General features: G+C 62.6%; 25 protein-coding genes and 1 tRNA gene. 8 read left to right on the top strand and 18 right to left on the bottom strand.

Translation table 11 applies throughout. The features are described from left to right. Positions 1–28: 28 nt before the first annotated feature. Entirely contained in the window at positions 29–1,474 is a 1,446-nt protein-coding gene (locus DXY03_RS11230; protein ID WP_115010476.1) for a helicase, read from the bottom strand. A gap of 83 nt (positions 1,475–1,557) precedes the next feature. Between DXY03_RS11230 and DXY03_RS11235 the strand changes: the two genes are divergently transcribed. Further along, positions 1,558–2,439 (top strand): prephenate/arogenate dehydrogenase, encoded by an 882-nt coding sequence (locus DXY03_RS11235; RefSeq protein ID WP_115010477.1) that lies wholly within the window; start codon positions 1,558–1,560, stop codon positions 2,437–2,439. On the opposite strand, the gene crtD is transcribed toward DXY03_RS11235, so the two are convergent. Continuing rightward, positions 2,423–3,925, bottom strand: a complete 1,503-nt coding sequence (gene crtD / locus DXY03_RS11240) for a C-3',4' desaturase CrtD (RefSeq protein ID WP_115010550.1) — start codon at positions 3,923–3,925, stop codon at positions 2,423–2,425. The two genes, DXY03_RS11235 and crtD, sit on opposite strands and share 17 nt — an antisense overlap. Positions 3,926–3,976: 51 nt before the next feature. On the opposite strand from crtD, the gene DXY03_RS11245 reads away from it, so the two are divergent. Next, entirely contained in the window at positions 3,977–4,864 is an 888-nt protein-coding gene (locus DXY03_RS11245; RefSeq protein ID WP_115010478.1) for a fructosamine kinase family protein, read from the top strand. A 3-nt stretch (positions 4,865–4,867) separates the two neighbouring features. Here DXY03_RS11245 and DXY03_RS11250 read toward each other — a convergent pair whose 3' ends face one another. Further along, the gene (locus DXY03_RS11250; RefSeq protein WP_114987298.1) at positions 4,868–5,254 is read right to left on the bottom strand and encodes a CAAD domain-containing protein; all 387 of its coding nucleotides are present in this window, start codon (positions 5,252–5,254) and stop codon (positions 4,868–4,870) included. Between the two features lie 64 nt (positions 5,255–5,318). Here DXY03_RS11250 and DXY03_RS11255 point away from each other — a divergent pair, with 64 nt between their 5' ends. Both DXY03_RS11255 and moeB read left to right on the top strand, forming a co-directional pair. Next, the gene (locus tag DXY03_RS11255) at positions 5,319–5,771 is read left to right on the top strand and encodes a M67 family metallopeptidase (protein ID WP_244272448.1); all 453 of its coding nucleotides are present in this window, start codon (positions 5,319–5,321) and stop codon (positions 5,769–5,771) included. Next, on the top strand, positions 5,764–6,900 hold the full coding sequence (gene moeB / locus DXY03_RS11260; protein ID WP_115010480.1) for a molybdopterin-synthase adenylyltransferase MoeB: 1,137 nt from the start codon (positions 5,764–5,766) through the stop codon (positions 6,898–6,900). The genes DXY03_RS11255 and moeB overlap by 8 nt, the downstream gene beginning before the upstream one ends. Positions 6,901–6,909: 9 nt before the next feature. On the opposite strand, the gene DXY03_RS11265 is transcribed toward moeB, so the two are convergent. After that, entirely contained in the window at positions 6,910–8,058 is a 1,149-nt protein-coding gene (locus DXY03_RS11265) for a cob(I)yrinic acid a,c-diamide adenosyltransferase (RefSeq protein WP_115010481.1), read from the bottom strand. A gap of 53 nt (positions 8,059–8,111) precedes the next feature. Between DXY03_RS11265 and larE the strand changes: the two genes are divergently transcribed. Then, positions 8,112–8,939, top strand: coding sequence for an ATP-dependent sacrificial sulfur transferase LarE (gene larE / locus DXY03_RS11270; RefSeq protein ID WP_115010482.1), 828 nt, complete (start codon positions 8,112–8,114; stop codon positions 8,937–8,939). Between the two features lie 16 nt (positions 8,940–8,955). On the opposite strand, the gene speD is transcribed toward larE, so the two are convergent. Both speD and recF read right to left on the bottom strand, forming a co-directional pair. After that, positions 8,956–9,423 carry an adenosylmethionine decarboxylase gene (speD, locus tag DXY03_RS11275; RefSeq protein WP_115010551.1) on the bottom strand — a complete coding sequence of 156 codons (468 nt, stop codon included), beginning with the start codon at positions 9,421–9,423 and terminating at the stop codon, positions 8,956–8,958. Positions 9,424–9,454: 31 nt separating this feature from the next. Then, positions 9,455–10,570, bottom strand: coding sequence for a DNA replication/repair protein RecF (gene recF / locus DXY03_RS11280; protein WP_115010483.1), 1,116 nt, complete (start codon positions 10,568–10,570; stop codon positions 9,455–9,457). Positions 10,571–10,652: 82 nt separating this feature from the next. Between recF and DXY03_RS11285 the strand changes: the two genes are divergently transcribed. Next, positions 10,653–10,726: transfer RNA gene (locus DXY03_RS11285), tRNA-Arg, on the top strand. A 17-nt stretch (positions 10,727–10,743) separates the two neighbouring features. On the opposite strand, the gene DXY03_RS11290 is transcribed toward DXY03_RS11285, so the two are convergent. The 8 genes from DXY03_RS11290 to DXY03_RS11325 all read right to left on the bottom strand — a co-directional run bounded on the left by DXY03_RS11290 (position 10,744) and on the right by DXY03_RS11325 (position 21,146). Further along, the gene (locus DXY03_RS11290) at positions 10,744–11,199 is read right to left on the bottom strand and encodes an N-acetyltransferase (RefSeq protein ID WP_115010484.1); all 456 of its coding nucleotides are present in this window, start codon (positions 11,197–11,199) and stop codon (positions 10,744–10,746) included. A gap of 6 nt (positions 11,200–11,205) precedes the next feature. After that, positions 11,206–14,235 carry a phosphoenolpyruvate carboxylase gene (gene ppc, locus DXY03_RS11295; RefSeq protein ID WP_371637742.1) on the bottom strand — a complete coding sequence of 1,010 codons (3,030 nt, stop codon included), beginning with the start codon at positions 14,233–14,235 and terminating at the stop codon, positions 11,206–11,208. Further along, positions 14,232–15,374: a glutamate--cysteine ligase gene (gene gshA / locus DXY03_RS11300; RefSeq protein WP_115010552.1), complete on the bottom strand. Its 1,143-nt coding sequence runs from the start codon at positions 15,372–15,374 to the stop codon at positions 14,232–14,234. Before gshA ends, ppc begins: the two co-directional genes overlap by 4 nt. After that, positions 15,371–16,888 carry an anthranilate synthase component I family protein gene (locus tag DXY03_RS11305; protein ID WP_115010486.1) on the bottom strand — a complete coding sequence of 506 codons (1,518 nt, stop codon included), beginning with the start codon at positions 16,886–16,888 and terminating at the stop codon, positions 15,371–15,373. Before DXY03_RS11305 ends, gshA begins: the two co-directional genes overlap by 4 nt. A gap of 60 nt (positions 16,889–16,948) precedes the next feature. After that, entirely contained in the window at positions 16,949–17,380 is a 432-nt protein-coding gene (locus DXY03_RS11310; RefSeq protein ID WP_011363412.1) for a photosystem I reaction center subunit II PsaD, read from the bottom strand. A gap of 102 nt (positions 17,381–17,482) precedes the next feature. Beyond that, complete coding sequence (locus tag DXY03_RS11315; RefSeq protein ID WP_115010487.1) at positions 17,483–18,832, bottom strand: sensor histidine kinase KdpD; 1,350 nt, start codon at positions 18,830–18,832, stop codon at positions 17,483–17,485. Beyond that, the gene (rodA, locus tag DXY03_RS11320) at positions 18,829–20,067 is read right to left on the bottom strand and encodes a rod shape-determining protein RodA (protein ID WP_115010488.1); all 1,239 of its coding nucleotides are present in this window, start codon (positions 20,065–20,067) and stop codon (positions 18,829–18,831) included. The genes DXY03_RS11315 and rodA overlap by 4 nt, the downstream gene beginning before the upstream one ends. Before the next feature lie 2 nt (positions 20,068–20,069). Next, on the bottom strand, positions 20,070–21,146 hold the full coding sequence (locus tag DXY03_RS11325; protein ID WP_115010489.1) for an Mrp/NBP35 family ATP-binding protein: 1,077 nt from the start codon (positions 21,144–21,146) through the stop codon (positions 20,070–20,072). 115 nt (positions 21,147–21,261) lie between these two features. On the opposite strand from DXY03_RS11325, the gene hemF reads away from it, so the two are divergent. Beyond that, positions 21,262–22,350 (top strand): oxygen-dependent coproporphyrinogen oxidase, encoded by a 1,089-nt coding sequence (gene hemF, locus DXY03_RS11330; protein ID WP_115010490.1) that lies wholly within the window; start codon positions 21,262–21,264, stop codon positions 22,348–22,350. Here hemF and DXY03_RS11335 read toward each other — a convergent pair. The 3 genes from DXY03_RS11335 to DXY03_RS11345 are packed head-to-tail and all read right to left on the bottom strand — an operon-like array spanning position 22,347 to position 24,172. Continuing rightward, complete coding sequence (locus DXY03_RS11335; protein WP_115010491.1) at positions 22,347–23,180, bottom strand: N-acetylmuramoyl-L-alanine amidase; 834 nt, start codon at positions 23,178–23,180, stop codon at positions 22,347–22,349. The two genes, hemF and DXY03_RS11335, sit on opposite strands and share 4 nt — an antisense overlap. Before the next feature lie 3 nt (positions 23,181–23,183). After that, positions 23,184–23,738, bottom strand: coding sequence for a cofactor assembly of complex C subunit B (locus DXY03_RS11340; protein ID WP_115010492.1), 555 nt, complete (start codon positions 23,736–23,738; stop codon positions 23,184–23,186). Positions 23,739–23,788: 50 nt separating this feature from the next. Further along, positions 23,789–24,172: a helix-turn-helix transcriptional regulator gene (locus DXY03_RS11345; RefSeq protein ID WP_115010493.1), complete on the bottom strand. Its 384-nt coding sequence runs from the start codon at positions 24,170–24,172 to the stop codon at positions 23,789–23,791. A 115-nt stretch (positions 24,173–24,287) separates the two neighbouring features. Between DXY03_RS11345 and DXY03_RS11350 the strand changes: the two genes are divergently transcribed. Continuing rightward, positions 24,288–24,932, top strand: coding sequence for a ribonuclease D (locus DXY03_RS11350; protein WP_115010494.1), 645 nt, complete (start codon positions 24,288–24,290; stop codon positions 24,930–24,932). Between the two features lie 9 nt (positions 24,933–24,941). On the opposite strand, the gene DXY03_RS11355 is transcribed toward DXY03_RS11350, so the two are convergent. Next, a complete protein-coding gene (locus tag DXY03_RS11355) occupies positions 24,942–25,199 on the bottom strand; it encodes a hypothetical protein (protein ID WP_006850096.1) in 258 nt (85 codons plus the stop codon). Positions 25,200–25,216 lie beyond the last annotated feature (17 nt).

The raw sequence follows: 25,216 nt of genomic DNA on the forward strand, positions 1-25,216 counted from the left end.
TAAGCGTTGCAGGGAGGCTAAGCGTTGTTCACTCCGGCAGCAGTCGCTGCAATGGAATCCAAGGTTCCAGTCGGTGCAGCACCTGATCACCCCAGCTGCGCCCTCGCAGGCGGCCATCGAGAATGGCCAGGCGACCACCGCTGCGGCGCAGCGGCGCAATGGCGGCAGGGATCAGGCTCAGAGCTTCCGGCAGCAGCAGGCTGCGGAACCAGTCCTCTCCCTGCTGTTTCAGTCGCTCCACTCGAGCCGAGGTGAGCGGATTGTCCAGACTGGCGATGGGGAGCATGCCGACAATCAGCTGTACTGGGGCCGGCAGCTGCTCCTGATGCTCCAGCCACCAGTCCCAGTTGCAGGTCACCACGCCATTGCTTTCGGGTGCTGTCGACTCATGCACCACACGGCGTCCGAATTCCGCAGCCAGGGAGCTGGTTAGCTGCCGACGCAGCTGGTCGTCATTGATCAGAACAAGGGTGAGCCCTGCTTGGCCAAGGATGAGCCTTCTGCTCTCCTCCAGGAGATGTTGGGCGTAGATCCGGGTGTTCGGCAGGGGCTGGCGACGCGGGGCATAGACGGGGAGCGGTTCATTCAGCTCCCGTTCCCGCAGTGTTGCCCGCACGTCGGGGACAACGCCGGCCTGTTCAAATTCCAGATCAAGCCTGGCGTTGTCTCCATTGCTGCTGAACATCAGGCAGGGGTGATCCAGCAGAACCCCCCGCAGCAGTTGGAGTGGTTCGAGGGGGGCCAGCTTCCAGTGCCACTGGAGCAGCCGGTGATCCAGTTCAGCCCATTGACTCCACTCAGCCGGGTTGATGCTGCGGAGGCTGTTCCACGGTTCAGGGCTGGCTGGCATCAGCTGGAGCAGGTCACGCAGGGCCTGCCCCGCTGAGCCTTCGAGTCGCACGGCGCCATCGGGCCTCGTGGCATCAGCAAACAGCTGCTGGCTCATCCGGTCATGCAGTTCCAGCAATCCGGATTCCGCCTGGGGACAGGCCTGGCGCAGCTCATCCCAGTGCTGATGCTCGATCTCCAAGGTGAGAGCGTTGCGCATGCGCCGGCTCAACTGATCCATCTCCGGGATCAGCAGTTGCCGTTGGCCCAAGTGCCCGTCGCGATGGGCCTGAATCAGCTCGCCAACATCCATCAGCCAGAGCTGTGGACCCTCCGGAGGGGTCGGTCCCTGCCAGCAGGGGAGCCTCAGGCCCTGGTGGCGGAGACGGGGCAATTCCAGCTGGAGCAGACGCCGGCGCTGGGGGGCCGTCAGTACCAGTGCCCCCGCTTCGGGTGCCAGGCACAGCGGCACCAGCAGACCGAGCCACCAGCGTTCGCTGCTGCTGGGGGGGAGCTGAACGAGTGTTGTGTCGCGACGCCTCAGGCTTCGTGCCACCAGCCGGCTCAGGGTCAGGTGGTGGGGCCAGTCCGACTCCTCCTGACGAAGAAGGGTTTTGATCTGGTGGTGGGCCTGGGCTTCCAACATCGTCAAACCCTAAGCAGGGTTCCCCTGGCGATTGGTTCATGGCAATCCATCCATCAACATGGCTTCACGACCCTGCGGGAGAGATGGCGGTGCAACCGGGACGTGTGGGGATCGTTGGCCTTGGCTTGATCGGGGGATCCCTTGGTCTGGATCTGCAGGCGCGGGGCTGGACGGTGCAGGGCCTTGTGCATCGTCAGGCCACGGCGGATCGCGCCATAGCCCGAGGGCTTGTGGGCGCGGTGTCGACCGACCCCAGCTGCCTCTCGGGTTGCGACCTGGTGATCCTGGCGTTGCCTATTCCCTTGCTGCTGAACCCACCGGATGAGCTCATTGCGGCCCTGCCTGAAGCAGCGGTGATCACCGATGTTGGTTCGGTCAAACAACCTGTGTTGGAGGCTTGGCGCCAGCGGCATCCCCGCTTTGTGGCCAGTCATCCCATGGCAGGCACAGCTCAGGCGGGCGTTGAGGCCGGTGTGCTGGATCTGTTCCGCGGCCGCCCTTGGATCGCGACTCCTGATGCGGCGACAGACCCCGCTGCCCTGGCTCAGGTTCGTGATCTGGCCGTCAGCGTGGGCGGCCATTGGCTGACGGCTACCGCGTCTCAGCATGACCAGGCTGTGGCTCTGATTTCCCACATGCCGGTGCTGGTGAGTGCTGCACTGCTGCGGGCAGTCGGCGATGAACGGGATCCGGAGATCCGTCAGTTGGCCATGGTGCTGGCGTCCAGTGGCTTTGCCGACACCAGTCGTGTGGGTGGTGGGAATCCCGATCTAGGCGTGGCGATGGCATCCACCAACAGGGATGCGGTGTTGCGCGGCTTGGCGGCCTACCGCTGGAGCCTGGAGCAGCTCGAAGATGCCGTGCTCCAGCAAAACTGGTCTCAGCTCGCGTTGGAACTGCGCCGAACGCAGACCCTGCGCCCGGATTTTTTGAGGGCACCTGGGGAGGTCAGCTCCGAAAACTGAGCGGTTGACCCCGTTCGGCCCTGAGCTGCCGGCAGGCATTGAGAGCTGACAGGCTCACCCCCGCCGTGCCCTCGCCCGGATGGAGGCTGTCGCCGCAGAGCCAAAGCCCCGGCATGGGCGTTCGTCCTGCCAGGCCGAAGGGGCCGAACCGGCTTGGATGCTGTCCAAGGCCCCCGACCATGCCGTTGGGACGACCCGTCCAGCCGGCGAAGCCCCGTGGTGTTGCCAGTTCAGCGTGCAACCAGGCGTCGTCTTCGAGCGAGAGCCAGCGGTTCAATTCGACTTGGATCAGGTTCAGCATCTCTGTTTTGCGCTGCTGGTACTCCGGCTCCGGCAAGCGGCACCAGTCACCTGTTGGGGTGAACACGCTGGCAATCAAGGTGGCCTGCCCCTGGGGCGCACGCCCATCGCCCTCGCGGCTGATGGAGACAAACAGAGGCCCTGGGGATGCGCAGCCCCGCTGGAGATGGCCTGGGCAGGAATGTGGCAGTGCATCACGCCGCACCGCTCCGTAAAGCACCAGCGCACCACTCGGTTCATGCAGGTTGTCCAGTCGCTTGCGGTACCCCTGGGGCAGGTGATCCGGTTCGATCAACTCCTGCAGGCATTGGGGAGGCAGGCTGCAGACCACATCACGGCTGCTGCGTTGGTGTTCCGTGCCCTTGCCGGTGCTGATCGTCACCTGCCAACCGGAGGAGCTGGGCTGCAGCTTGGTGACCCGATGCTTCATCAGCACCGTTCCGCCGTCGCGCTCAATGGCCGCCACCAGCTGATTGCTCAACACCTGCATCGATCCCTCCAGATGCCAGAGCCCGAGTGGTGCTTGGGCCATATGCAGGACGGTTGCGCCGTACAGCGCCGCCGTGCGATCGGCCGGTTCCTGGGAGTACAGCTTCAGCTGGAGGTCGAGAAAGCGCCGCAGCCGTTGATCGTCACCGCAACCGCACAGCTGCAACAGATCGGCAATGGTCAGACCTGTGAACAGTCCCGATGCCAGCGTTGCGGGCCGAAGGGCCCGCAGCAATGTGCCGAGATCCCAGAGGGAGCGCGGCGTCACCACAGGGTCCTGGCTGGCGAACTGCCAGTTGCTGGAATGCAACTGATGGCAAATGCTCCAGAAGCGCTGGCTGCCTGGGAATTGACGTTCACGCTCGGCGGCCCAGGCGTCCGGGTCATGCCAGAGCGAAATGGGAGGGGAACCATCGCCCAGGTCGACCACACAACCTGGGTCCAGAAGCTCTGCGCTGGGCAGAGGCATGTCCAGATGCTTCAGCAGTCGGGCATGACTTCCTCCGGGCTCCAATCCAGCCACCTGGGTCGCCCCAACATCGAACACCCATGGACCACGCCGGAATGTTCCCGCACATCCCCCCGGTTGTTGATGCGCTTCCAGCAGCGTGACCTTGACGCCATCGCGGGCCAGGAGTGCTGCTGCGGTTAAGCCAGCGATCCCACCGCCCACCACGATCACGCTGGACTCGCTCACGACGCCCTGAAGAATCGGGTCCATGCTGGCAAGACAGGGGGCCTGCTGAGAATGAACAGCGAACTGCGCCGGGATCTCACCGCGAAGGATGGGCCATTGGTTGGGGCTGTGATCACAGACGTCTCCCCCGTTGGTGGGGGCTGCATCCATCAGGCCTGGAAACTTCGCCTCCGTGATGGCCAGGTGTTGTTTGCCAAAAGTGGTGGCGCCAGCGCCCTACACCTGTTTGAGGTGGAGGCGGAGGCCCTCGAGGCCCTGCATGCCCAAGCTGATGCCTCGTTCCTGGTTGTGCCGCAGCCCATCGCTCTGGCAGCACTGCCCCACGGTGCGGTGCTTCTGTTGCCTTGGCTGGATTTTGGTGGCAGCGACCAAACAGCCCTTGGCAGGGGTTTGGCCTTGCTGCACCAGTCGTCGATGGCCTCCAGCCCAGCTCGTTTCGGCTGGCACCGGGATGGCTTCATCGGCGCTGGGTCTCAACCCGGTGGGTGGCGTGATGACTGGGGATCGGCCTTCGTGGAGCTCAGGCTGCGCCCGCAACTCGAGATCCTTGATGGGTTGCAGCTGGATTCAACGGACCTCAATCCGTTGTTGCTGCGCCTCGCCGAGCACTTGAACGAGCATCAACCGTGTCCTGCGTTGGTGCACGGCGATCTCTGGGGTGGGAATGCTGCCAGCCTCAGCGATGGACGGGGGAGCATTTTTGATCCCGCCAGCTGGTGGGCTGATCGGGAAGTTGATCTGGCCATGACCCGGCTGTTCGGCGGCTTCGGTGAAGCCTTCCGCTCGGGTTATCGGGAGGTCATCCCTGATGCTTCAGGCGCTAACGGTCGGGTGGAGATCTACAACCTGTACCACCTGCTCAACCACGCCAATTTGTTTGGGGGGAGTTATTTGAGCCAATGCCGAGCCAGTCTTAAGGACCTGGCTCGGCGGCTTTGAGGCTCAGCCCAGGTACTCCTTCCGGAGGGTTTGAACACGCTGAACCAGGGCATTGCGCTTGTCGCTGGTGGTGAGGTTCTTCCAGCTCCATTGGCCTACAACGACCACGCCGAGCAGTTCCAGCAGACCAGGAACGATCGGCAGCAGATTGATCGTGTCGAGGATTCCCTTGATCAGGATCTGGGCAATGATCACGGCGGCAAAGATGCCGACGATCTTGCCGATGCGTCCCATCTGGCTCCAGTCGACCTGATCGAGCGTGTCGTTCACCTTGCCCAGCACGTCGCTGTAGCGCTCAGCAAAGGAGGTGGTGTCCTCCTGCTCAGGGGTTTCGAGGGGTGTCGTCACGGTTGTGGCGGCATCCTTAACTTCAGTGGTGGCGTCACTCATGAGAACGACTAAATCCTTCACAATTTCAGCTGAGCGTATCGGTGCGACGGGGTCTACGCCATCCGTGCTGCAAATTGATCACCGATGCCACACGGATCTGGGCCGGATTTTGTTGGCGCCCCACCCCGAAGAAGGCTGCGCCTTGCTGCTGGGACAACGGACGAATTCAGGCTGTTTGAGGCTGACCACCACCTGGCCCTGTTGCAATGTCTGGGGACGGGGGGCGTCCGTTCAGCAGCCTGTCCACGACCGTCGCAGCAGGTTTCTGGTGGACCCGAGGGAGCAGTTGGCAGCCCAGCGATGGGCGCGGGATCGCCATCAACGTTGTCTTGGCGTGGCACATTCCCATCCGGCGTCCGCGCCCGTTCCCTCGCCCCAGGATCGGCGCTTGGGACAAGCGGAGAGTCTGATGTTGATCCTCTCTGCCTCGCTTGGCCTGCGGGCCTGGTGGCTGCATGGGGACCGCAGTGTGGATGAAATCCCGATTCAGCTCTGGGACACTCAAAACCATGCATGACCACGCGATGCTGAGTGCTGATGAGCGGGGGCGCTACGCCCGCCATCTGATCCTTCCCGAGGTTGGTGCTGCCGGTCAGCTCCGGTTGAAGTCTGCTTCTGTGCTTTGTGTTGGCAGCGGTGGGCTGGGATCCCCCCTGTTGCTGTATCTGGCCGCGGCAGGGGTTGGTCGTATTGGAATCGTGGATGGAGATGTGGTGGAGCTGTCCAATCTCCAGCGGCAGGTGATCCACAGCTCCAGCGGGGTTGGCGGCTCCAAGGCCCGCTCAGCCGCAGCGCGGATCCACGACCTCAATCCCCACTGCAAGGTGGAGTTGCATGAACACATGCTGGATGTGGGCAATGCTTTGGATCTCATCGGTGCCTATGACCTGGTCTGTGACGGCACCGACAACTTCCCCAGCCGGTATCTGATCAACGACGCCTGTGTGTTGCTCGGCAAGCCCCTCGTCTACGGCTCCGTGCAGCGCTTTGACGGCCAGGTCAGCGTGTTCAACCGCACGCCGACGAGCCCTAATTACCGCGATCTGCTGCCGGAACCCCCTCCCCCGGACGCTGTTCCGTCTTGCTCGGAGGCTGGGGTGATGGGTGTGATGCCGGGGTTGATCGGTCTGCTTCAGGCCACCGAGGCGATCAAACTGATCACCGGCATTGGCGAGTGCCTGGACGGTCGACTGTTGGTGGTTGATGCCCTGGCGATGCGATTTCGCGAACTCACCCTCCGCGTTGATCCCGACCGACCGAAGGTCGAGAGCCTGATTGACTACCGCCAGTTCTGCCGTCCGGCGTCATCGGAGATGGAAGCCATCACTGTCATGGAGCTGAAGGCCCTGCTCGACTCCGCTCCAGACGAGATTGCGCTGGTTGATGTGCGCAATCCTGCTGAAGCAGAGGTGGCTTCGATTGAAGGAAGCCACTTGGTTCCTTTGGCCTCGCTGGAGAGTGGAGAGGCGATCGATCGCGTTCGTGTATTGGCAGAGGGACGGCGCCTTTTGGTGCACTGCAAGCTGGGGGGGCGCTCTGCCAGGGCCGTTGAGCTGTTGGCTCAGCAGGGCATCGTGGCCACGAATGTGACCGGTGGAATTGATGCCTGGTCTCAGCAGGTGGATCCTGCAATCCCTCGTTACTGAACCCAGGGTTCAGTAATCCACTCCTCGCTTCAGGTCGACGCCCTGTTCGGCGTAGTGCTTGTGGCACACCATTTCGGAATGGATGCTGGCCAGATCGAAGTAGGCGGGAGGGTTTTTGCACCGCCCTGTGATGATCACTTCAGTTTCTGCTGGTTTGCGCAGCAAGGTTTGCAGGATCGGCTCAACCGGCAGCAACTCCAAATCCACCGTGGGGTTCAACTCATCGAGGATCACGGTCTTGTAGAGGCCGCTGGAGATAGCGGCCCGTGCGATCTCCCAGGCCCGCTCGGCCTCCACGTAATCGATCGGTTCCTGCTGGCCCCGCCAGACGATGGCATCGCGGCCGGAGCGGAGGTGGTCCACCAGATGGGGATAGCTCTCGCGCAGGGCAGCGATGGCCGCATCTTCGGTGTAACCGCTGCCGCCCTTGAGCCACTGCAGGATCAAGACCCGATGGCTCTTGTCTTGGCTGATGCCCCGCCCGATGGCCTGCAGGGCTTTCCCAAGTGCACTGGTTGATTTGCCTTTTCCTTCTCCGGTGTAGATCTCGATGCCGCTGCTCACATTGATAGGCACCACCCGGTTGTCGTTCATGCCAGGACGGCGATGGGCCCGCATCTCTGAGTGGAGGTCGGCCTCACGCACCAAGGGGGCCGGTGCGGCGCGACCGGTGACGATGATCTCCATCCCCTCCGGCCGGTTGCTGAGGGTGCGCACCACGTCCTCCAGATCCAGCAGGCCGAGATCCAGCACGGGATTGAGCTCGTCCAGAACCACCACCGAGTAGAGGGCACTGGCGATCGCGCCCTTGGCGATCACCCAGCCCCGCTGGGCTTCGTCGCGGTCGAACCGGGTGGCTTCATCAGCGGTGAAGTGATCGGCCCTTCCGGTGCGCAGATGGTCGATCAAATGGGGGAAGCCCTGCTGCAAAGCTTCGATGGCCGCATCCTCGTCGTAGGCCCGTCCTGGGCCCTTGAGAAAGCGCAACAGCAGCACCCGGGTCTGGCGCTGCTCGCAGATGCCGAGGCCGATGGTGCGCAGCACAACCCCTAGGGCTGCTTGGCTTTTGCCCTTGCCTTCGCCGTCATAGATGTGCAGCTGTCCATGGCTGCGCTCGCGGCTGTCCGCTGCGGTGACAATGCCGATGCTTCGAGGCATGGGGACAGCTCTTACCGTTGGAGCCTACCTAGCTCAACTGGTTTTCCCCGCTGATGTTTCGGTTGCAGGAGCCTTTGGCGGATCGAGAGCAGCAGCAGCTGGCGAACCTGCGGCAGTGGATGGCAGATCAATCTGCCCTTTGTGTGGCCTATTCCGGTGGAGTCGACAGCACCCTGGTGGCGGCGATGGCCTACGAAGCCCAGGGCGATGCCGCTCTGGCGGTAACGGGTGTCTCCCCGGCTCTGGCGCCGCATCTGTTGCGGGAAGCCCGGGATCAAGCCTCCTGGATCGGCATCCCGCATCGGGAGTGTGCGACGGCCGAATTGAACGACCCGGACTACAGCAGCAACCCCGTGGATCGCTGCTTTGCCTGCAAGCGTGAACTGCACCAGCACCTTCAGCCCATTGCCGCGGCGGCTGGAGACGCGTTGGTGATTGATGGGGTCAATCTCGATGACCTCGGTGATCATCGGCCCGGCATTGAAGCGGCCCGACAGGCGGGGGTTCGCTCCCCCCTTGCGGAATTGTCGATCGACAAATCCACGATTCGTTCGCTGTCACGGGCTCTTGGTTTTCCCTGGTGGGATAAGCCGGCGCAGCCCTGCCTGGCCTCCCGTTTCCCCTACGGCGAAAGCATCAGCGCTGAGCGGTTGAAGCGGGTGGGTCAGGCGGAAGCCTGGTTGATTGCCAGGGGATTCAGCTCCGTTCGTGTGCGCTCCCACGGATTGGCGGCACGGATTGAGGTGCCCAGCGAGCAGATCCGCGCTGTGCTCGCGCTGGCGGAAAGCGAGCCTCTGGTGGAGGCTTTTCGCTCCCTAGGCTTCACCTCCGTGAACCTGGATCTTGAAGGTCTGGTCAGCGGCAAGTTGAACCGCCGCTGATGTCGCCTGGGCCGGATCAGCTGGGGAGCTGGCTCGGCGTTTCCACAGGCTCTCTTACCCCAGTGGCAATGGCCGCCGGTGTTTCACGCAGAAAGCTCTTTAGCGCATGGCGTTTCGCTTGAAGCTCACTGCAGAGAATCGCGCAGGCCTGTTCCGGCATGGTGTGGTCACCACAGGTGAACACATCAACCGCGGCGTAGCCGGATTCCGGCCAGGTGTGGATGGAAATGTGGGATTCCGCCAGCAGGGCAAGGCCTGTGACGCCCTGGGGTTGAAATTGATGGGTGATCAGGTTCAGCAGCGTCGCACCAGCGCCTTTGGCTGCTGAGGTGATCGTTGTGCGGATGAATGCTTCGTCGTCGAGCCGGCTCGGATCGCAGTCGTAGAGCTCGAGAATGCAGTGTTTGCCGACCATGTCGGTGGCATGAATCTCAGGTGCCCCCCATCCCGGGTTGGGATGCAGTTCAGAGAGGGTCTGCTCCATCAGGCGATGAGAGAAAAACAGGTCCGCCACCCTATCCGATCTTCAGATCGGGTCTCAGGTCTCTTGCGCCGAGAATTTGGGCCTGCTGCTGCCATCCGCCGCCAAAGCCCTCGAGGTGGGTGGCGCTCACCAGGCATTGATGCGATTCGCCCACGGCCTCCAGGAGAAGCTGCTGGCGGGTTGGATCAAGTTCGGCCAGTACATCATCAAGAAGCAGCAGGGGTGGCTCCCCACAGAGCTGGGTCACCAGCTCCAGTTCGGCGAGCTTCAGGCCCAGCACCAGCGACCGCTGCTGGCCTGCCGAGCCAAACCGTCGTGCTGGGCTGCCCCCCAGCAGCAGGGCGATCTCATCGCGGTGCGGGCCCACGCGGCAGCTACCGAGCCGTTCCTCCTCTCCCCGCTGCTGGCGCAGTTGCTCCTCGATGGCGAGTCGCCAGGGTTCTTCGGCATCCTCCCCGTCAAGCTTGCTGCCGGGCTTGTAGTGCAGTTCCAGGGCTTCCGTGCCCCCGCTGAGGTGGGCCTGCCAGCGTTGGGCGATCGGTTCCAGCCGATGCAGGGCCCGTTGCCGTCGCCGGTGAATTCGGGTGCTCACCAGTGCCATCTGAACGTCAAAGGCATCGAGCAGTGCATGGCGTTCGCCACTGGAGACCTGTCTCTGGCGCCACAGCTGACTGCGCTGCCGCAACAACCGGTTCAGCCGTGCCATCAGATCGGCATACACCGGTTCGAGCTGCAGCACGACGCGGTCCAGCCACTGGCGGCGTAGGGCGGGTTCGCCCCGCACCAGATCAAGATCCAGGGCGCTGAAGCCGATGCAGCGCAACGGACCAATCAGGTCCAGCTGCCGATCCAGCAGCTTGCCGTTCCGTTTGGCCTGACGGCCTCCCTGGCGGCGCAGTTCCAGTTCCAGACGATCCCCATCCCCCACGTCGGCCCGGATCAGGGCCTGTGGAGCGTCCCACTGGATCAGATCGCGATCATTGCTGCAGCGATGGGAGCGCAGGCTGCCCAGCAGCTCAACCGCTTCGAGCAGGTTGGACTTGCCGATGCCATTGGGCCCGATCACCAAAAGGCGTGGCTGCGTCAGTTCCAGCTGCAGAACGGTGTGGTTCCGGAAGCCCTGCAGTTGGAGCCTGTGGAGCCGGATGGGTGCTGGAGCGACCAGTGAGTAAGGTACCTGTATCGGGACGGTTGCCGCTCGATATCACTGCGGCTTAACGCCGATCAGTGGGCATGTAGCTCAGTTGGATAGAGCATCAGATTCCGGTTCTGAGGGTCGGGGGTTCGAGTCCCTCCATGCTCGTGTTTGAATTCAATGTCTCAGCTCAGGCTGAGGCCCATGGCGCGAATGCCATTGGGATCAATCAGGAAACCCTGCTGTTTGAGAGCTTCCAGCGCATCCGCAGGGGCCGAGATTGAAAGGCTGCAGCCCTGCAGATCCCGGCGCAGAATCTGCAGGGCACGGTGCACCAGAACGGCGAAAAGGGCTCCTTGGTTCGGCCCTGGCTTGGCGGCGAGGTTCCAAAGATTGGCGTTGAGGGCCAGATCACTGGTGGCCCGCACAAATCCGACCAGTTCCCCGGTTGATTCCTCCAGGATGCTGATCTGCCACAGGCTGCGCTGAAGGGCGAGCTCCCAGCGTTCCTCGGGGTGGGTTGATTCCCCGCAGGACATCAGCAACGTGTTGAGCTGCTGGGAGGTGGGAGGTGTTGATGTTTCGAGTCGCGTTCCCTCGGGCAAGGGTGGAATCGATGGTTGTTGAAGGAACGACAGCACTGTGGATCAGCCGGTGTTGCGCATGCCGGCTGCAATGCCGTTGAGGGTGAGCAAGGCTCCCCGCAGCAGTTCACTGCGGCTATAGGTGCGGGTGTCTTCGGGGGCGCCTGGCGTTTCACTCATGGGCGGTTGCCTGTTCTGATCCCGCAGCCGCTTCAGCAGCGCAACCTGCAGGAAGCCCAGGGGAACGATGGTGCGGTTCCGCAGATCAACCGACAGCTGCAGCCCTTGATCAGCGCCCAGCAGTCTGTTTTGGCCCGTGATTTCAAGAACCAGTTTTCGGGTGAGTTCGTATTCCTTGGCGATCACCTCGAAAATTGCTTCAAAGGCCTCCCGCTGTTCCGGGTGCCCCAGGCTGTTCATGTAGTGATGGGCCAGGTCGAGATCCACCTTGGAGAGGGTCATTTCCACTTTGGAAATGAGCATCCGGAAGAACGGCCAACGTTGATGGAGGCGCCGCAGCAGGTCGAGCTGTTCAGAGTCGCCGCCCACTTCTTCCGACAGCGCCGTGCCGAAGCCAAACCAGCTCGGCAAAAGGAACCGACTCTGGGTCCAGCCGAAGACCCAGGGAATGGCCCGCAGGCTGGAGAGGTCCTTGGCACCGGTTTTGCGTCGGGCTGGTCGACTGGAGATCTGCAGCTTGCTGATTTCCTCGATAGGTGTGACCTGCTGGAAAAACGCCACCAGATCAGGATTGTCGTGAACCAGAGCCCGGTAATGGTCCCGTGAGCGGGTGGCTAGGCGACTCATCAGCTGGTTCCAGCTGGGTGTCGCATCAAGCTGGTTGGTCACCAGGCTGTTCTGCACCACGGCCGTGGTGACAGTCTCCAGGTTGTAGAGCGCCAACTCGGGCAGGCTGTACTTCGAGGCCAGCACCTCGCCCTGTTCGGTGATTTTGATTCGCCCCTGCAGTGTGCCGCTGGGTTGGGCCAGGATCGCCTGATAGGCCGGCCCACCACCACGACTAACGGATCCACCGCGGCCGTGGAAGAGGCGAAGTGCCACGTCTTGGCGGCTGGCGAGTTCCTGAAGGGCGATCTGGGCCTGATGAATCTCCCAGTTGCTGGAGAGGAAGCCGGAATCCTTGTTGCTGTCGGAGTAGCCCAGCATCAGCTCCTGCAGCGGCTGCTTTTGCTGCCCCACAACGGGGAGGAGTTCGCGGTAAAGCGGCGTCTTGAAAAGACCCTCCATCACCTCAGGGGCCCGTTGGAGATCCTCCACGGTTTCGAACAGCGGCACCACCAACAGGGAGGCCCGTTTGTTGGGCGGGTCTACAAGACCCGCCTCTTTGGCCAGCAACAGGACCTCCAATAGATCCGATGCCGTGTGGCTCATGGAGATCACGTAGGAGTTGCAGATCCGCGGACCGAACTCCTCCTGGAGGCGCTGCAGCATTCGGAACACCGCCAGCGTCTCGGCCGTCGCGGCCGACCAGCTGGCGGCAGGCGGGATCAGGGGCCGACGGGTCTGCAGTTCCTGGAGGAGCCATGCCATCCGTTCCGTCTCGTCCATGTCCCCATAGGCCTGGGGAAGTTCAAGGCTGCGGGTGAGCTCGTCGATGGCATCGCTGTGGCGGGTGCTCTCCTGACGGATGTCGAGGCTGGCCAGTGAGAACCCGAAGATGTGCACCTGGTGCAGCAGGGTGTCGAGCTGTTCGCAGCTCAGTTCGGTGCTCACGAGGCTGTTGCGCACCAACTCCAGATCACTGCGGAACTGGTCCACCGAGGTGTAGTGGAGAACCTCAGCGTCGCTCAGCCCGGCCTGGGGATCAGCCAGAGCTTCACAGGGCATCTGCCAGCCCGCCTCCGACAGTTGGTTGTTGCGGGCGAGGGTGCGCTCCAGTTTTTCGAGCACGTAGCAGAGCTTCAGCCGGTAGGGCTCCAGTCGGTATCGCGCTGCTCTGCGCTCGTAGATCTCAGGGAAGCGGAGCCGATCCATTTCGAGCGACTCCAGCAGTGATGGAGCCACCTGACTCCACTGCATGGAGATGCTCAGCTGCTGCCGGAGCGACTGCACAGAACTGATGTAGAGCTCCAGCATCAGCTGTCGCTGGTAACAGGCGGTTCGCCATGTGATCTCGGGTGTGACCGAAGGATTGCCGTCCCGATCGGAACCCACCCAGGAGCCGAAGGTGCAGAACGACGCCTGGGGGACCTGGACATCGGGGTAGTGGCGATGCAGGGCGGAGATCAGCCTTCGGCGCAGTTGCGGCATCGCGTCAAACAACACCTGCTGGAAGTAGTGCAGGGTTGAATCCACCTCGTCGATGACGGTGGGCTTGAACTGGTGGAGTTCATCGGTGCGCCACCACAGGCGGATTTCCTCCTCCAGTTGGTCGCGGCAGTCCTCCCGCAGCTGATGCGCCAGAGGGGCGTCGGATTGAAGTTGCTGGAGCAGGTTGGCCACCCGCCTCTGTTTGTGCCGCACCGTGTGCCGCACGATCTCCGTGGGGTGCGCGGTGAAGACCAGCCGGATGTCCAGTTCCCGCAGCAATTGTTCCACCTGCGCGGGGGGAACGTTCATCCGCCGCAGCCGCTCGAACACCTCTCCAAAGGTGGCTGGATCGGTCTGGTTGGCGAGGGGCGGGGCGAAGGGATCAAAGGCGTCCCGTTGGGCCGCATCAGCACTGGAATTGGGTCTCAGGCTGTCGAGATAACTATCTTCCTCGATCCGTTGCTCAAGGATGTTGATGAGCTGGAAATACAGCGAAAAGGCACGGGCGGCCGAGATGGCCTCCGAAAGGTCCATGGCCTTAATCAGCTCGACGATCGCCTCGCTCGTGCTGTCGCCATCTCGCCCTCCCATCGAAACGGGGTCGCTGAGTTGTTTGAGCCTCAGCAGGCGTTCGCTCTGCTCCGGTGGGCACTCGCTGCGCAGCACCGACTTCCAGAGGTCTTCAATCAGGTCCAGCCGGTGCTGAAGAAGCTGTCCTGCGCCGGATCCGCCACCGCTCAAGCGTGCAGTCTCTTGCTCGGAGACAGGGGTGGTGGACTCGGGCATGAAGTCTCCACGCTGCGACGAACTCGACATGATCATCCCAAACAGGCTTCCCCGGTGGAGATCCGTTCCTCCTCCTCCATCCGCTGGATACCTTCCTGAAGCAGGTTTTCGATGGATTGCCCCTGGCCATGGGCCGCTTCCCAGCGCATGGCCTGATTGCCATGAACCAGCAGGGAATCCAAGGGCTTCAAGCAGGCGCTGAGCTGAAGCGATTCGGCCAGGGGAGTGAGCTGATCAATCAGCTCCAGCAGCCAGTCTTTGCAGTTGATGGCACGGCCGTCCTGCCAATGCCTGAGTTCAGCATTCAGGCTGGATCGGGCCACGGCGGCGTCGTTGCTGTCGGCAAGCTGGACCAGTTCAGCGGCGCTTAGCGAACTGCTGCTGAGTGGATCGAGGCTTTCGATGTTGTTTTTGAGGGCCAGCAGCCGCAGCTCCAGCAGACAGGTGATCGCCAGCAGCTGATCGGGATTGGTGACCAGATCACAGATCCTTAATTCCAACCGGTTGAGGTCGTAGGGACGCCGCGGACCATTGGGCCGAACCGACGTCCACAGGTGACGCTCGTTGCGCATGGCACTCGTGGACAGCTGCTCCTCCACCCACTCGATGTAGTGCTGGTGATCCCTAAAGAGAGGAACTGCAGCGGGGGTGAGCGGGAATTGATGCCATCGCTGGGAGTGGTTGCTGGTGCTCTGCCCATCCAGGAAGGGAGAACTTGCACTCAGGGCAAGCAGCAGAGCCGCTTCGCAGCGCACGAGCCGCACTGCTGCAAACAACCAGTTGAGATCGGTGATCCCAAGGTTGATATGGATGCTGGCTGTCACGACCCTGGTGCCGTACAGCTGTTCAATCAGCGCGTGATAGGCGTTCTCGGGGTCGGAGCGTTCGAAGCGGCTGCTGTCACCCAGGCTCATGGTGCTGCCGGGGAGAAGCGTCAGCTCCCGCTTCTGCAGCCACTGCCGCAGCGTCCGCCGGGGAGCGAGCAGCGCCTCGGGCAGTTCGGCGTAATCCCGGATCGGGTCGGTGACGTATTCGAGGTTGCGACGGTCTGGTTCCGTCACGAAGCCAGGCAGGTCCCTGGCCACGTCGGGGGCGACGCCCACGTTGGCTCCGTTGCTTCGACCGGTGAACAGTTCAACCTCGAAGCCTTTCAGCAGAAGGGGGTGCGCTGTCATCCCGGCGGATTCAGGCACGCCAGTGCGGTCAGCATTCCCCGGGCTTTGTTGAGGGTCTCCTCAAACTCCGCCGTCGGTTGTGAATCGGCCACAACGCCGGCCCCGGCCTGCACTTTCACCCGGCATCCCCCGCCATTACGGGGTTGCACCACCATGGTGCGGATCGTGATCGCCGTGTTGAGGGCCCCTGCTAAATCAACGGATCCGTACACCCCCGAATAGGGGCCACGGGCATCGGGCTCCAGTTCGTGGATGAGTTGCATCGCCCGGATTTTCGGTGCGCCGCTGACGGTGCCGGCGGGGAACGCCGCCATCAGCAGATCCCACACGTCGTGAGTTGGGCCCAGGCGTCCTTCGACTTGGCTGACGATGTGCATCACGTGGGAGTAGCGCTCGATCACCATCAGGTCTTGCACGGCCACGCTTCCGGGCTGACAGACCCTGCCGAGGTCATTGCGGCCCAGATCCACCAGCATCACGTGCTCAGCCCTTTCCTTGGGGTCGGCCAGCAGGTCAGCTCCCAGTTCGCGGTCTTCCAGGGGCGTGGCGCCGCGGGGCCGTGTTCCGGCAATGGGGCGAAGGCTGGCGTGGATGCCATCAGCAGCGGGTTCGGCTTGCACCATCACCTCCGGACTGGAGCCAATCAGTTGCCAGTCCCCAAAGTCGAAGAACGCCATATATGGGGAAGGATTCACCATCCGCAAACTGCGGTACAGCTCCAGGGGCGATTGAGGCACCTCGGTTTCCAGGCGCTGACTGATCACCAGTTGGAACACATCGCCGGCTGCGATGTGTTCCTTGGCGGTGTCGACGGCGGCTTCGAATTCATCGCGGCTGCGGTTGGAGCGCACCGCGGGAAGCTCTTTGCTTCTCGCGTCCCAGGTGAGTGGTTTGACGGCCGGCAGAGGTGCGTCCATCCGCTGGCGCAGGGCCTCAATCCGTCCGATTGCAGTTTGCCAGGCCTGCTCCTCATCCGCTCCGTTGGAGAGGTCGCCAAAGGCGACAGCGGTGATCTGTCGTTTCACCTGATCAAAGATCAGGATCGCGTCCATCAACATCCAGATCCCATCCGGGGGATCGGCAGCGGCGCGGGGATGAACGGCGACGGTGGGTTCGATCCACTGGATCAGTTCGTAACCCCAAACGCCATAGAGCTGCCCAAGCGGAGGGAGGCCCGGCAGGTTGACGCAGGAGTAAGGCGCCAGACAGTCGCGCAGGGATTCGAATGGATTGCCGTTGAGGGTTTCTTCGCGACCATCTCGCCAGGTGCGCGTCAGAAGATCGTTGCGCGCTGACGCCGTCCAAAGCGGATCGCAGGCGATCACACTCCAACGCCCCAAGGTTTCACCACCCTCAACAGACTCCAGCAGCACGCCTGGAGGCCTTCCGTCACCCACCTTGATCCAGGTGGTGAGGGGTGTTTCAAGATCTGCGGGCCAACTCTGAGCCAGAGGAATCAGGTTGGCACCACTGCAAACAGCCTGATGAAAGGCGTCGCGATCGGGACTGAACATGACCTGATCATCGCAGCCGGGACCCGGAGATCATGACCTCCGGGCGTCGGTTTTAAGAGATCAGGCGTCGAAGGTGTTGCGGCCGCTGAACTTGATGTTGGCCGGGTTGACGTTCTGGCCAATGCGACGGGGGTTGTGGCCCACCATGGGACGACCCTCGTTCACCTTTTCGGAGAACACACCATCCTTGGGATGCAGGAACTCAGTGTCACCACCGGGGTAGATCCGGTAGATCTTGTAGTCCTCGATCCGGGGCTTGAATTTCGTGCGCAGCTGGGTGCCGAGGGCGAGGCACTGTTCCTTGCGAGCGAAATACATCAGGTTTTCACCTGAGTTCATCAGAGCGGCGCCACCGGTGGGCAGCTCAAAAGCCTGCTCTGTCTTGCTTGTCCAGGTGATTGCGTATTTCTCTTCAGTCTCCGCTGAATTCAGAAGGCCGCCAGTGCTGGCGATGTGCTGGGGAAGTTGACCGTTCAACGCCGTTGCTGCCATGGCTGAAAGAATCCACAAGAGCCGTTATGGCTGGAAAGTAGCACCGTCATTGGGGCCTGTTTTGAGCTCCGACAGCAAGCTTCACACCCGTCAACAAACCCATCACGCTTCGGGCCTATGCACCGGGAAAAAAACGGTGATGTCGCGGTCGCGCCTGGGCTGATAGCGGCCTCCCAGGCTGGCCATCATCTGGCGGGTCGCATCCTGGCTTAACTGCAGGCTCCCGGTGCTGGGATCCCAGCTCAGGACGGTGCCCACGTCCTCGCGTTGGGGAGACGGGCCGGCCTCCGCGGCCTGGCTCCTGTCGGGATGCTCCACATGCAGCTGAAGCTTCACCCGTGGACCGGCTGCCTGGAGGTGAAGCGTGAGCTGACTGCCGGAGGGGAGCCCCCTGGTGCTGCGGTCGATCAGACCCCCCAGCATCGGTTCCAGTCGACGGGAGTCACTGAGGATCGCCGGCAGGTCAGCGCTGAGATCCAGCTCCAGGGCGATCCCGCGACGGTTCAGCTGCTCCGTCCAGCTGGGTGCAAGGGCGCTCAGCATGGCCTGCAAATCCGTGCGGGCCAGATTGGCCTCGTTGGGCTCCCGTTGCAGTTCAGCGGCATGGAAGATCAGGCCAAATCGATCGATCTGCTCGCTGCATTCCACATCGATCTGCCGCAAGCGATTCACAACGACATCAGCCAGATCCTTGCGCCGCAGCAGAGAGCGGATCAGTGTTCGGATCGTGGCCAGCGGGGTACGCACCTCATGGGTGATCGCTTCCAGCAAATTCAGATCTCCATGGCTGGGCGCTTCCGGTGGGCGCTCAGCCTGGATGGGTTGCAGCATCAGCCCGGGGGCTGTGCCGGTGAGCCGCTCCGTGAGGCGGGGCCAGAACTGTTCTGACCAGGCTGCATTGCTCTGCAGGGAGCCGATCGATTCGAGCGCTTTGCGCAGCTGCTCGGCCTGCGCTGGTGACTGGTGCTCCAGCCGTCCCCCCAGCTGCACCAGCACATCACTGAGCGTGGCCGGGTCGCATCGCATCAGCAGCTGCCGCTTCTGGGGCGGCCCATGCAGGGCAAGGGCCACCTGGACCTCGGGTGTGATCACCAGCAGCAGTGGGTCATCTCCGTCGTCGGGGCCCAGGGACAAGCGTTGGAATCCCCGCAGGGAACCGGACTCATCGCTGCTGGACCGTCCAGGCAGTGCCGTTGGATGCGGACTCAGTTGATCCAGTTGATCTGGAGCCCACACCCATCCCTGCAGATGTTGCAGTAATTCCGGTTCGTAGAGGGCTGGTAGGGGGGCGGCCAGCCAGATGCCGCGTTCCAGGCCTCGCTCAAGCAGGTCCTGTTGCAGGGTTTCCAGGGCAGCCCACCAAAGCCGCCGCACACCAATCTCATCGCAGCGGCCCTGGGGCACGTCCTGTGCCAGCCGTTGCCGCAGGTCGGTGAAGGAGGGCCCGGTCAACGGAGGTGCGCCAAGGAGCGACGGCTTTGCCGGACCACCGACAGGCAGAGGCCAAGCGCGATGAAGTTCACCACCATGGCTGAGCGCCCATAACTGAGGAAGGGCAGGGGGATTCCTGTGACGGGGCCCAAGCCGATGGTCATGAAGATGTTGACCACCACCTGGAACATCAGCATCGTGCCGATCCCGATCACCACGAGTGATTCGAAGTCGGTGCGGGCATTGCGTGCGATCTGGAGCAACCGTGCCATCAACGCGGCAAAGCCAAGAACCACCAGAAGGCAGCCAATAAAGCCGGTTTCCTCCCCCAGGGCGCTGAAGATGAAATCGGTGTGTTGTTCAGGGATGAAACGAAGCTTGGTCAGTTGTCCTTGAAGAAGACCTGTGCCCAAGACGCCGCCTGAACCGATGCCAACGGTGCTCTGGAGCAGGTGATAGCCCCCGCCCAATGGATCCTGACTTGGGTCGAGGAACAGCACCAAACGGTCCCGTTGATAGTCCTTTAAACCATGCATCCAGAGCCATGGCGTCACAGCAGCCATGGCGCCGTGGATGGCCAGGGTTGCTGTGGCTGCCAGACGTTTCCAGGGCAGGGAGCGGTACGCGAGAACTCCCATCAGCGGGATCCAGAGGGCCATGGCCCAGGGGAGAAGGCCTGAGAGCAGGGCTGTCACCAGCGGTGACAACAACAGAATCACCCATTCGATCGGCATCCCCGACCAATAGAGCATCGTGAGCATCAGGGCGCCGAACACAAGCGATGTGCCGAGATCAGGCTGGATGAACACCAACAGCCAAGGCACTGCAATCACCCCGAGCGGGCGCATCAGATCAACCGGTCGTTCCACCGGGTGTCGCGACAAGACTGCTGCCACGAGCAGGATCGCCGCGATCTTGGCGAACTCCGATGGCTGAACATGAACCCCACCAATGCTGATCCAGCGTTGGGCGCCCAGCGCTGTGGTCCCAATCACGCGCACCGCCACCAGGCTGATCACGGTGAGGGCGTAGACGGGAACCAAAAGAGGCCGGAGACGCTGCAACGGCAGCCGTTCCAGTCCAAGCGCCAGCAGCACTCCGAAGGCCGCGGTGATCCAGTGGTGATACCAGTCGGCATAGTCCGCCTGGCGTTGGGTGCTGGCGATCAGCACCCCGGCGATGGTGATCATTCCGAGCGGAACACCCCAGAGCACCCACTCCCGGTGCGATCTGCGGCGGTCACGTCGGCTGAACATCGTCAGACGGGCTGGGTGACGGCCTTGAGCACCGCTTCAGCAAGGCCCTTGAACTCAGCGGCGCTGGCGGAGTCGCTTCGGTTGATCACGATCGGTCGCCCCGTGTCACCGCCCTCCTGCACGGGCATTTCCATGGGGATCTGAGCCAGCAGGGGTACGTCGTAATCCGCAGCGAGTTGGGCGCCGCCGCCACTGCCGAAGAGGGCGTAGCGGCAGTCGGGACGGTCCGGAGGAATGAAGGCGCTCATGTTCTCCACCACGCCCAGAACGGGAATGCCCATCTGCCGGAACATGGCCAACCCCCGTCGCGCATCCTGCAGCGACACCTGTTGTGGGGTGGTCACGATCACAACGCCCGCCATCGGCACTGCCTGGGCCAGGGAGAGCTGTGCATCACCGGTGCCCGGCGGCAGATCAACGATGAGAACGTCCCGCTCACCCCATTCGGCCTGATACAGGAACTGCCGAATGATGCCGTTGAGCATCGGGCCGCGCCAGATCACAGGCTGGTGATCATCGATCAGCAGACCCATCGACACCATGGCGATGCCGCAGGTCTCGATCGGGACAATCCGCTGCTGATCGCCGCTGCCCTGCACCTCAGGTGTTTGGTCAGCGACGCCCAGCATGGTGGGTGCGTTAGGCCCGTAAATATCGGCGTCCAGAAGTCCGACCCGCAGGCCGGTCTGGGCGAGGGCGCAGGCCAGATTGACCGCGACGGTGCTCTTGCCGACGCCGCCCTTGCCGCTGCTCACGGCAATCACCTGGCGCACGCCGGGGATCGACTGGCGTTCCGCCGGCTGACCATGGCCAGCCTGTCCAATGCCCCCTTGGCTTGGCGGTTGGCCGACCTCGATCTGCACGTCGTCAATGCCATCGAGCGCCATCAGAGCTCCCCGTGCTTCGGCCACGATGCGGTCTCGCTGGCTTTGGGCGAAGCCTGGAAGGCTGAGGCGAAACACAGCCCTCGGCGGGGTGATGCGGATTTGTTCGATCCAGCCAAGCTCCAGGGCCGTTTTGCCACTGCCGGCATCTTTGACTTGCTGGAGGGCTTGGTTGGCCTGCTCGACCGGGGTCATCCGTTTCATCAAGGCAAGCCGGATCCTAGGGGCGCCGCCCGTGACAGTCCCTGACGGATGCTTGTCCAGGCCTGGGGTGACCTGGTTAGGTTTCGATGTCTTCAGTCTCTGACACATGGTCCGCTCCCTGATTCGCCGCGTCCTCGGACGCCAGGACGTGGGTGTCAGCAACGCTCCCCTTGAGCTGCCCCCCAGCGATTCCAGAGAGCGGGCCCGGGCGATGGTGATGGGCCTGCAGGACGAAATCTGTGCGGGCCTGGAAGCCCTCGACGGTGAAGGTCGCTTCGTTGAAGAGAGTTGGGTCAGGCCTGAAGGGGGTGGTGGGCGCTCCCGGGTGATGCGTGAGGGGCGCGTCTTTGAACAGGGCGGCGTGAATTTCTCCGAGGTTCAAGGCGAAGAACTGCCCCCGTCGATCCTCAAGCAGCGTCCTGAGGCCAAGGGGCATCCCTGGTTCGCCACGGGAACCTCGATGGTTCTGCATCCGCGCAACCCCTACATCCCGACCGTTCACCTCAATTACCGCTACTTCGAGGCTGGCCCGGTGTGGTGGTTCGGCGGCGGTGCCGACCTGACGCCCTACTACCCGTTCCTCGACGACGCCCGTCATTTCCATCGCACCCACCAGGCGGCCTGTGATTCAGTTCACCCGGATCTGCACAAGGTGTTCAAGCCCTGGTGCGATGAATACTTCTATTTGAAGCACCGTGGTGAAACCCGCGGCGTTGGGGGCATCTTTTACGACTACCAAGACGCCAACGGCACCCTTTACAAGGGTCAGGATCCCTCCGGGCCTGCGGCTCAGGTGTCGGCTCGTTTGGGGGCTCGGCCTTTGAGCTGGGAGCAGCTGTTCTCCTTGGGGCAGGCCAATGGCAGAGCCTTCCTGCCCGCCTATGCCCCCATTGTGGAGAAGCGCCACCCGATGGCCTACGGCGATCGCGAAAGGGACTTTCAGCTCTATCGCCGGGGACGTTATGTGGAGTTCAACCTGGTGTGGGACCGCGGCACGATCTTCGGCCTGCAGACCAATGGACGCACGGAGTCGATCCTGATGTCTCTGCCCCCGCTGGTGCGTTGGGAGTACGGCTACACCGCCGAGGCCGGATCAAGGGAAGCCCTGCTGACCGAACTGTTCACCAAGCCGCAGGACTGGCTCGGTGATGCCTCGCTGGATGAGCGCTGCCGCCCCCATGGAGCGATCAACTAACTGACGCCTTGAACGAGCGCGTTCACCACGCGCTCGGCCAGGCAATTCACCGTGTGACCTCTGGAGCGTGGATCCCTCAGTTTCGTCTCGAGAGGGGGCTCCAGCATGGCGATTTCCAGAATTCCGATCCCGCGCCGCGGACCGCCAAGGCCTCCGCGGAATAGGCGTGGGTAGCGCCCAAATGCCTGGGCCAGGCTTTCATCGACGACATTCAGTTCGCGCACATTTGGGAGCACCGGAATCAGGCCGGAACCGAAGCCATGGGGCCGGTAGGCATCGAAATGGATCTCCAGGACATATTCACCACGCTCTGAAAAGACCTTGGCCTTCGACCAGTTGGTGCTGGGGTCGTCATCGTTCGCGATCCTGATGGACGGCGGGGTGTAGGCGCGGATGTTCAAGCCACGGGCCTGGCCTTGGGTCACCACAGCGGCCTGAACTTCGCGGTTCCAGAACAGCTCATCGCGAATGCCCGATTGCATCGGTGCTCGCTTCTGCTGATCCACGGCATATCCAGGGGTCCCTGGACTGGCAGTGCCCTGGGAGTCGGCGTGTCCTGCCATGACGACGATTGGCAGGTTGCTCTGCACAGGGCTTCTGCCAACCCAGCTCCCGGGTTTCTTTGTGCGTGGGCCGAGCAAGGGATCTGGCGTGGCGGGCTCAGGACAGGGGGTTGGCTGTTTCGGTGCTGTTTTTTTGCTGGGCTCGGCTGTGCCAAGCCAGTTGTGCTGTTCCGCAGCCTTGGTCATCGCCAGGGTTGCCAGTGACAGGCCTGCGATGGCAAGTCCTGAGGCAAAGCGACGCCGTCGCATCCAGGCCGGCAGACCCATGGTTCAGATGGGGGAGGAGAGCAGGGATCCGTCACTGGCGAGTTGCAGGGTCGCAGCCAATTCCAGTTCGATGGCGATCAATTCGTCCCGATGAGCCCGCAGACGAATGGCGCTGCCGTCTCCCTCGGGAGCAGGAAGGAGTTGCAGTTCAAGGGCTTCTGTGCGAGCGGCCCGCCGTGTGTAGACAGCTCCTGCCAGAGGGCCGAGGCCGATCAGCAGCAGAGGCCACCAGTGCAGTTGCGGTGCCAGCTGACGCAGGACCAGGCCGAAGCAGGCGGAGCCAATGGCCGCCAGCACTGACAGCAACACCGCAAGGGGTTGGCTGGAGGCCACTTTCCCCTTGAAGCGGAGCACCTGGCGCTCAGCATCGCCGCCATCCCGGCTCCAGCCGCGCTCTTCCAGCCAAGTGCTGAGCCCGTCAAGCACGGTGATGGGGGGTTGGGGGGACATCACGTCCACCACTGTGGTTCGGTCTTTGCTGGCTGCACGCAGAAAGAAGACCAGACCAATCGCCAGCAGAACAGTCAGCAGGAGGGTGGATTGGAATCCTGCAGGCATGGCATCCCGTTGATGTTCAACCTTTTTAAGCCTTGCGCCGGCTGAATCGCTTAGTTCAAGGCGAACCGGTGGGAGTCCAGCCAGCTGCGCCAGGGCTGCATCAGTCGCTCGGCTTCGCCGCGTGCATCGGATTCAAGGTGCAGCATGCGCCGTGGCCGTCCGCGGCTCGGGCAGCGTTGGGTGTAACTGCTGATTGAGCCCTGTTGCTCAAGGAACTCCAGGGCCTGTTGCAGCACGGTTTCAGAAAGCCGCAGTTGCGGCTCCTCCCGGATCAGTTTCTGCAGGAGTCCGGAGGGGTAGTTGTCGTCTTTGAGCAAGCACTCGAGGATCCAGCAGACAGCCAGCTCGAGATCGAGGAACTGCGGCGGCGGCTGATGGAAGTACTGCTCGATGTCTGCCAGACAGGTGCGCGAAGGCTTTCTGCGAGAGAACACAGGCGCGGGACGACTTCACCAATCAAAAGCGATCTCATTTCGAGATTCAAGAGGAGAGTCTTGAGACTTGCTGTGGAGGTGATTGGCCACACTGGACCTATCCCTTCCTGAAGTCATGGCTGAGAAGTCGTCATTCCCAGCGGAATTCGCCGTCTTTGATCGCGACCTCGATGCAGCTTGGACGGAGCGCTATCTGCATTCCCCGCGGCTTGCGGTTGATACCGAAGCGATGGGGCTGATCCATGGGCGTGATCGGCTTTGCCTGGTTCAGATCGCCGACGCCGAAGACCGTGTGGCCTGCGTCCGCATTGGCCTGGGCCAGACCGAGGCGCCGAATCTCAAGCGCCTGTTTGAGGCGCCCACGGTGGAGAAGGTGTTTCACTTCGCCCGTTTTGATGTGGCTGCGCTTGCCGCCGGTTTGGGGATCGACGTGAACCCCGTGTTCTGCACCAAGGTCGGCAGTCGGCTCGGCCGCACGTACACCCCTCGCCATGGCCTCAAGGATCTGGTGATGGAATTGGTCGGCGTTGAGCTGGACAAGGGCGCCCAGAGCAGTGACTGGGGCCGAGTGGACGAACTCACGGATGCCCAGCTGGCCTACGCCGCCAACGATGTGCGCTATCTGCTTACAGCCCGTGAGCGCCTGGAGCAGATGTTGCGGCGGGAAGGGCGCTGGGATCTGGCGCAACGCTGCTTCCAGTGCGTTCCGGTGGTGGCCGAGCTGGATCGGCTGCGCTTTCACCAGATCTTTGAGCACTGAGGTTGGGGCTCAGTCTTCCAGCATGAAATTGCCGTCGCCTTCGCTGTTCTCGAGCAACGCGTCCAGCTGACGGGCGTGGTCACCGTTGTCCTTATCGAGGGCGGCCAGCATGGATTCAGCCATGGCTCTCCGTCCCTCCACATCGCGATGTCCTTCTCGGGCCGCGGCTTGTTCCACCTGGCGCCGGGCACTGGCGAGGCTGATGCTCAGTCGACTCGCCAACTGGGCACAAAGTTTGACGAGGGTGGGGTCTTGAATCGCGGCCATCGCAACCAACCGAAGAT

Origin of the sequence: Synechococcus sp. N5 (assembly GCF_900473925.1) — a bacterium.
GTDB lineage: Bacteria > Cyanobacteriota > Cyanobacteriia > PCC-6307 > Cyanobiaceae > Parasynechococcus.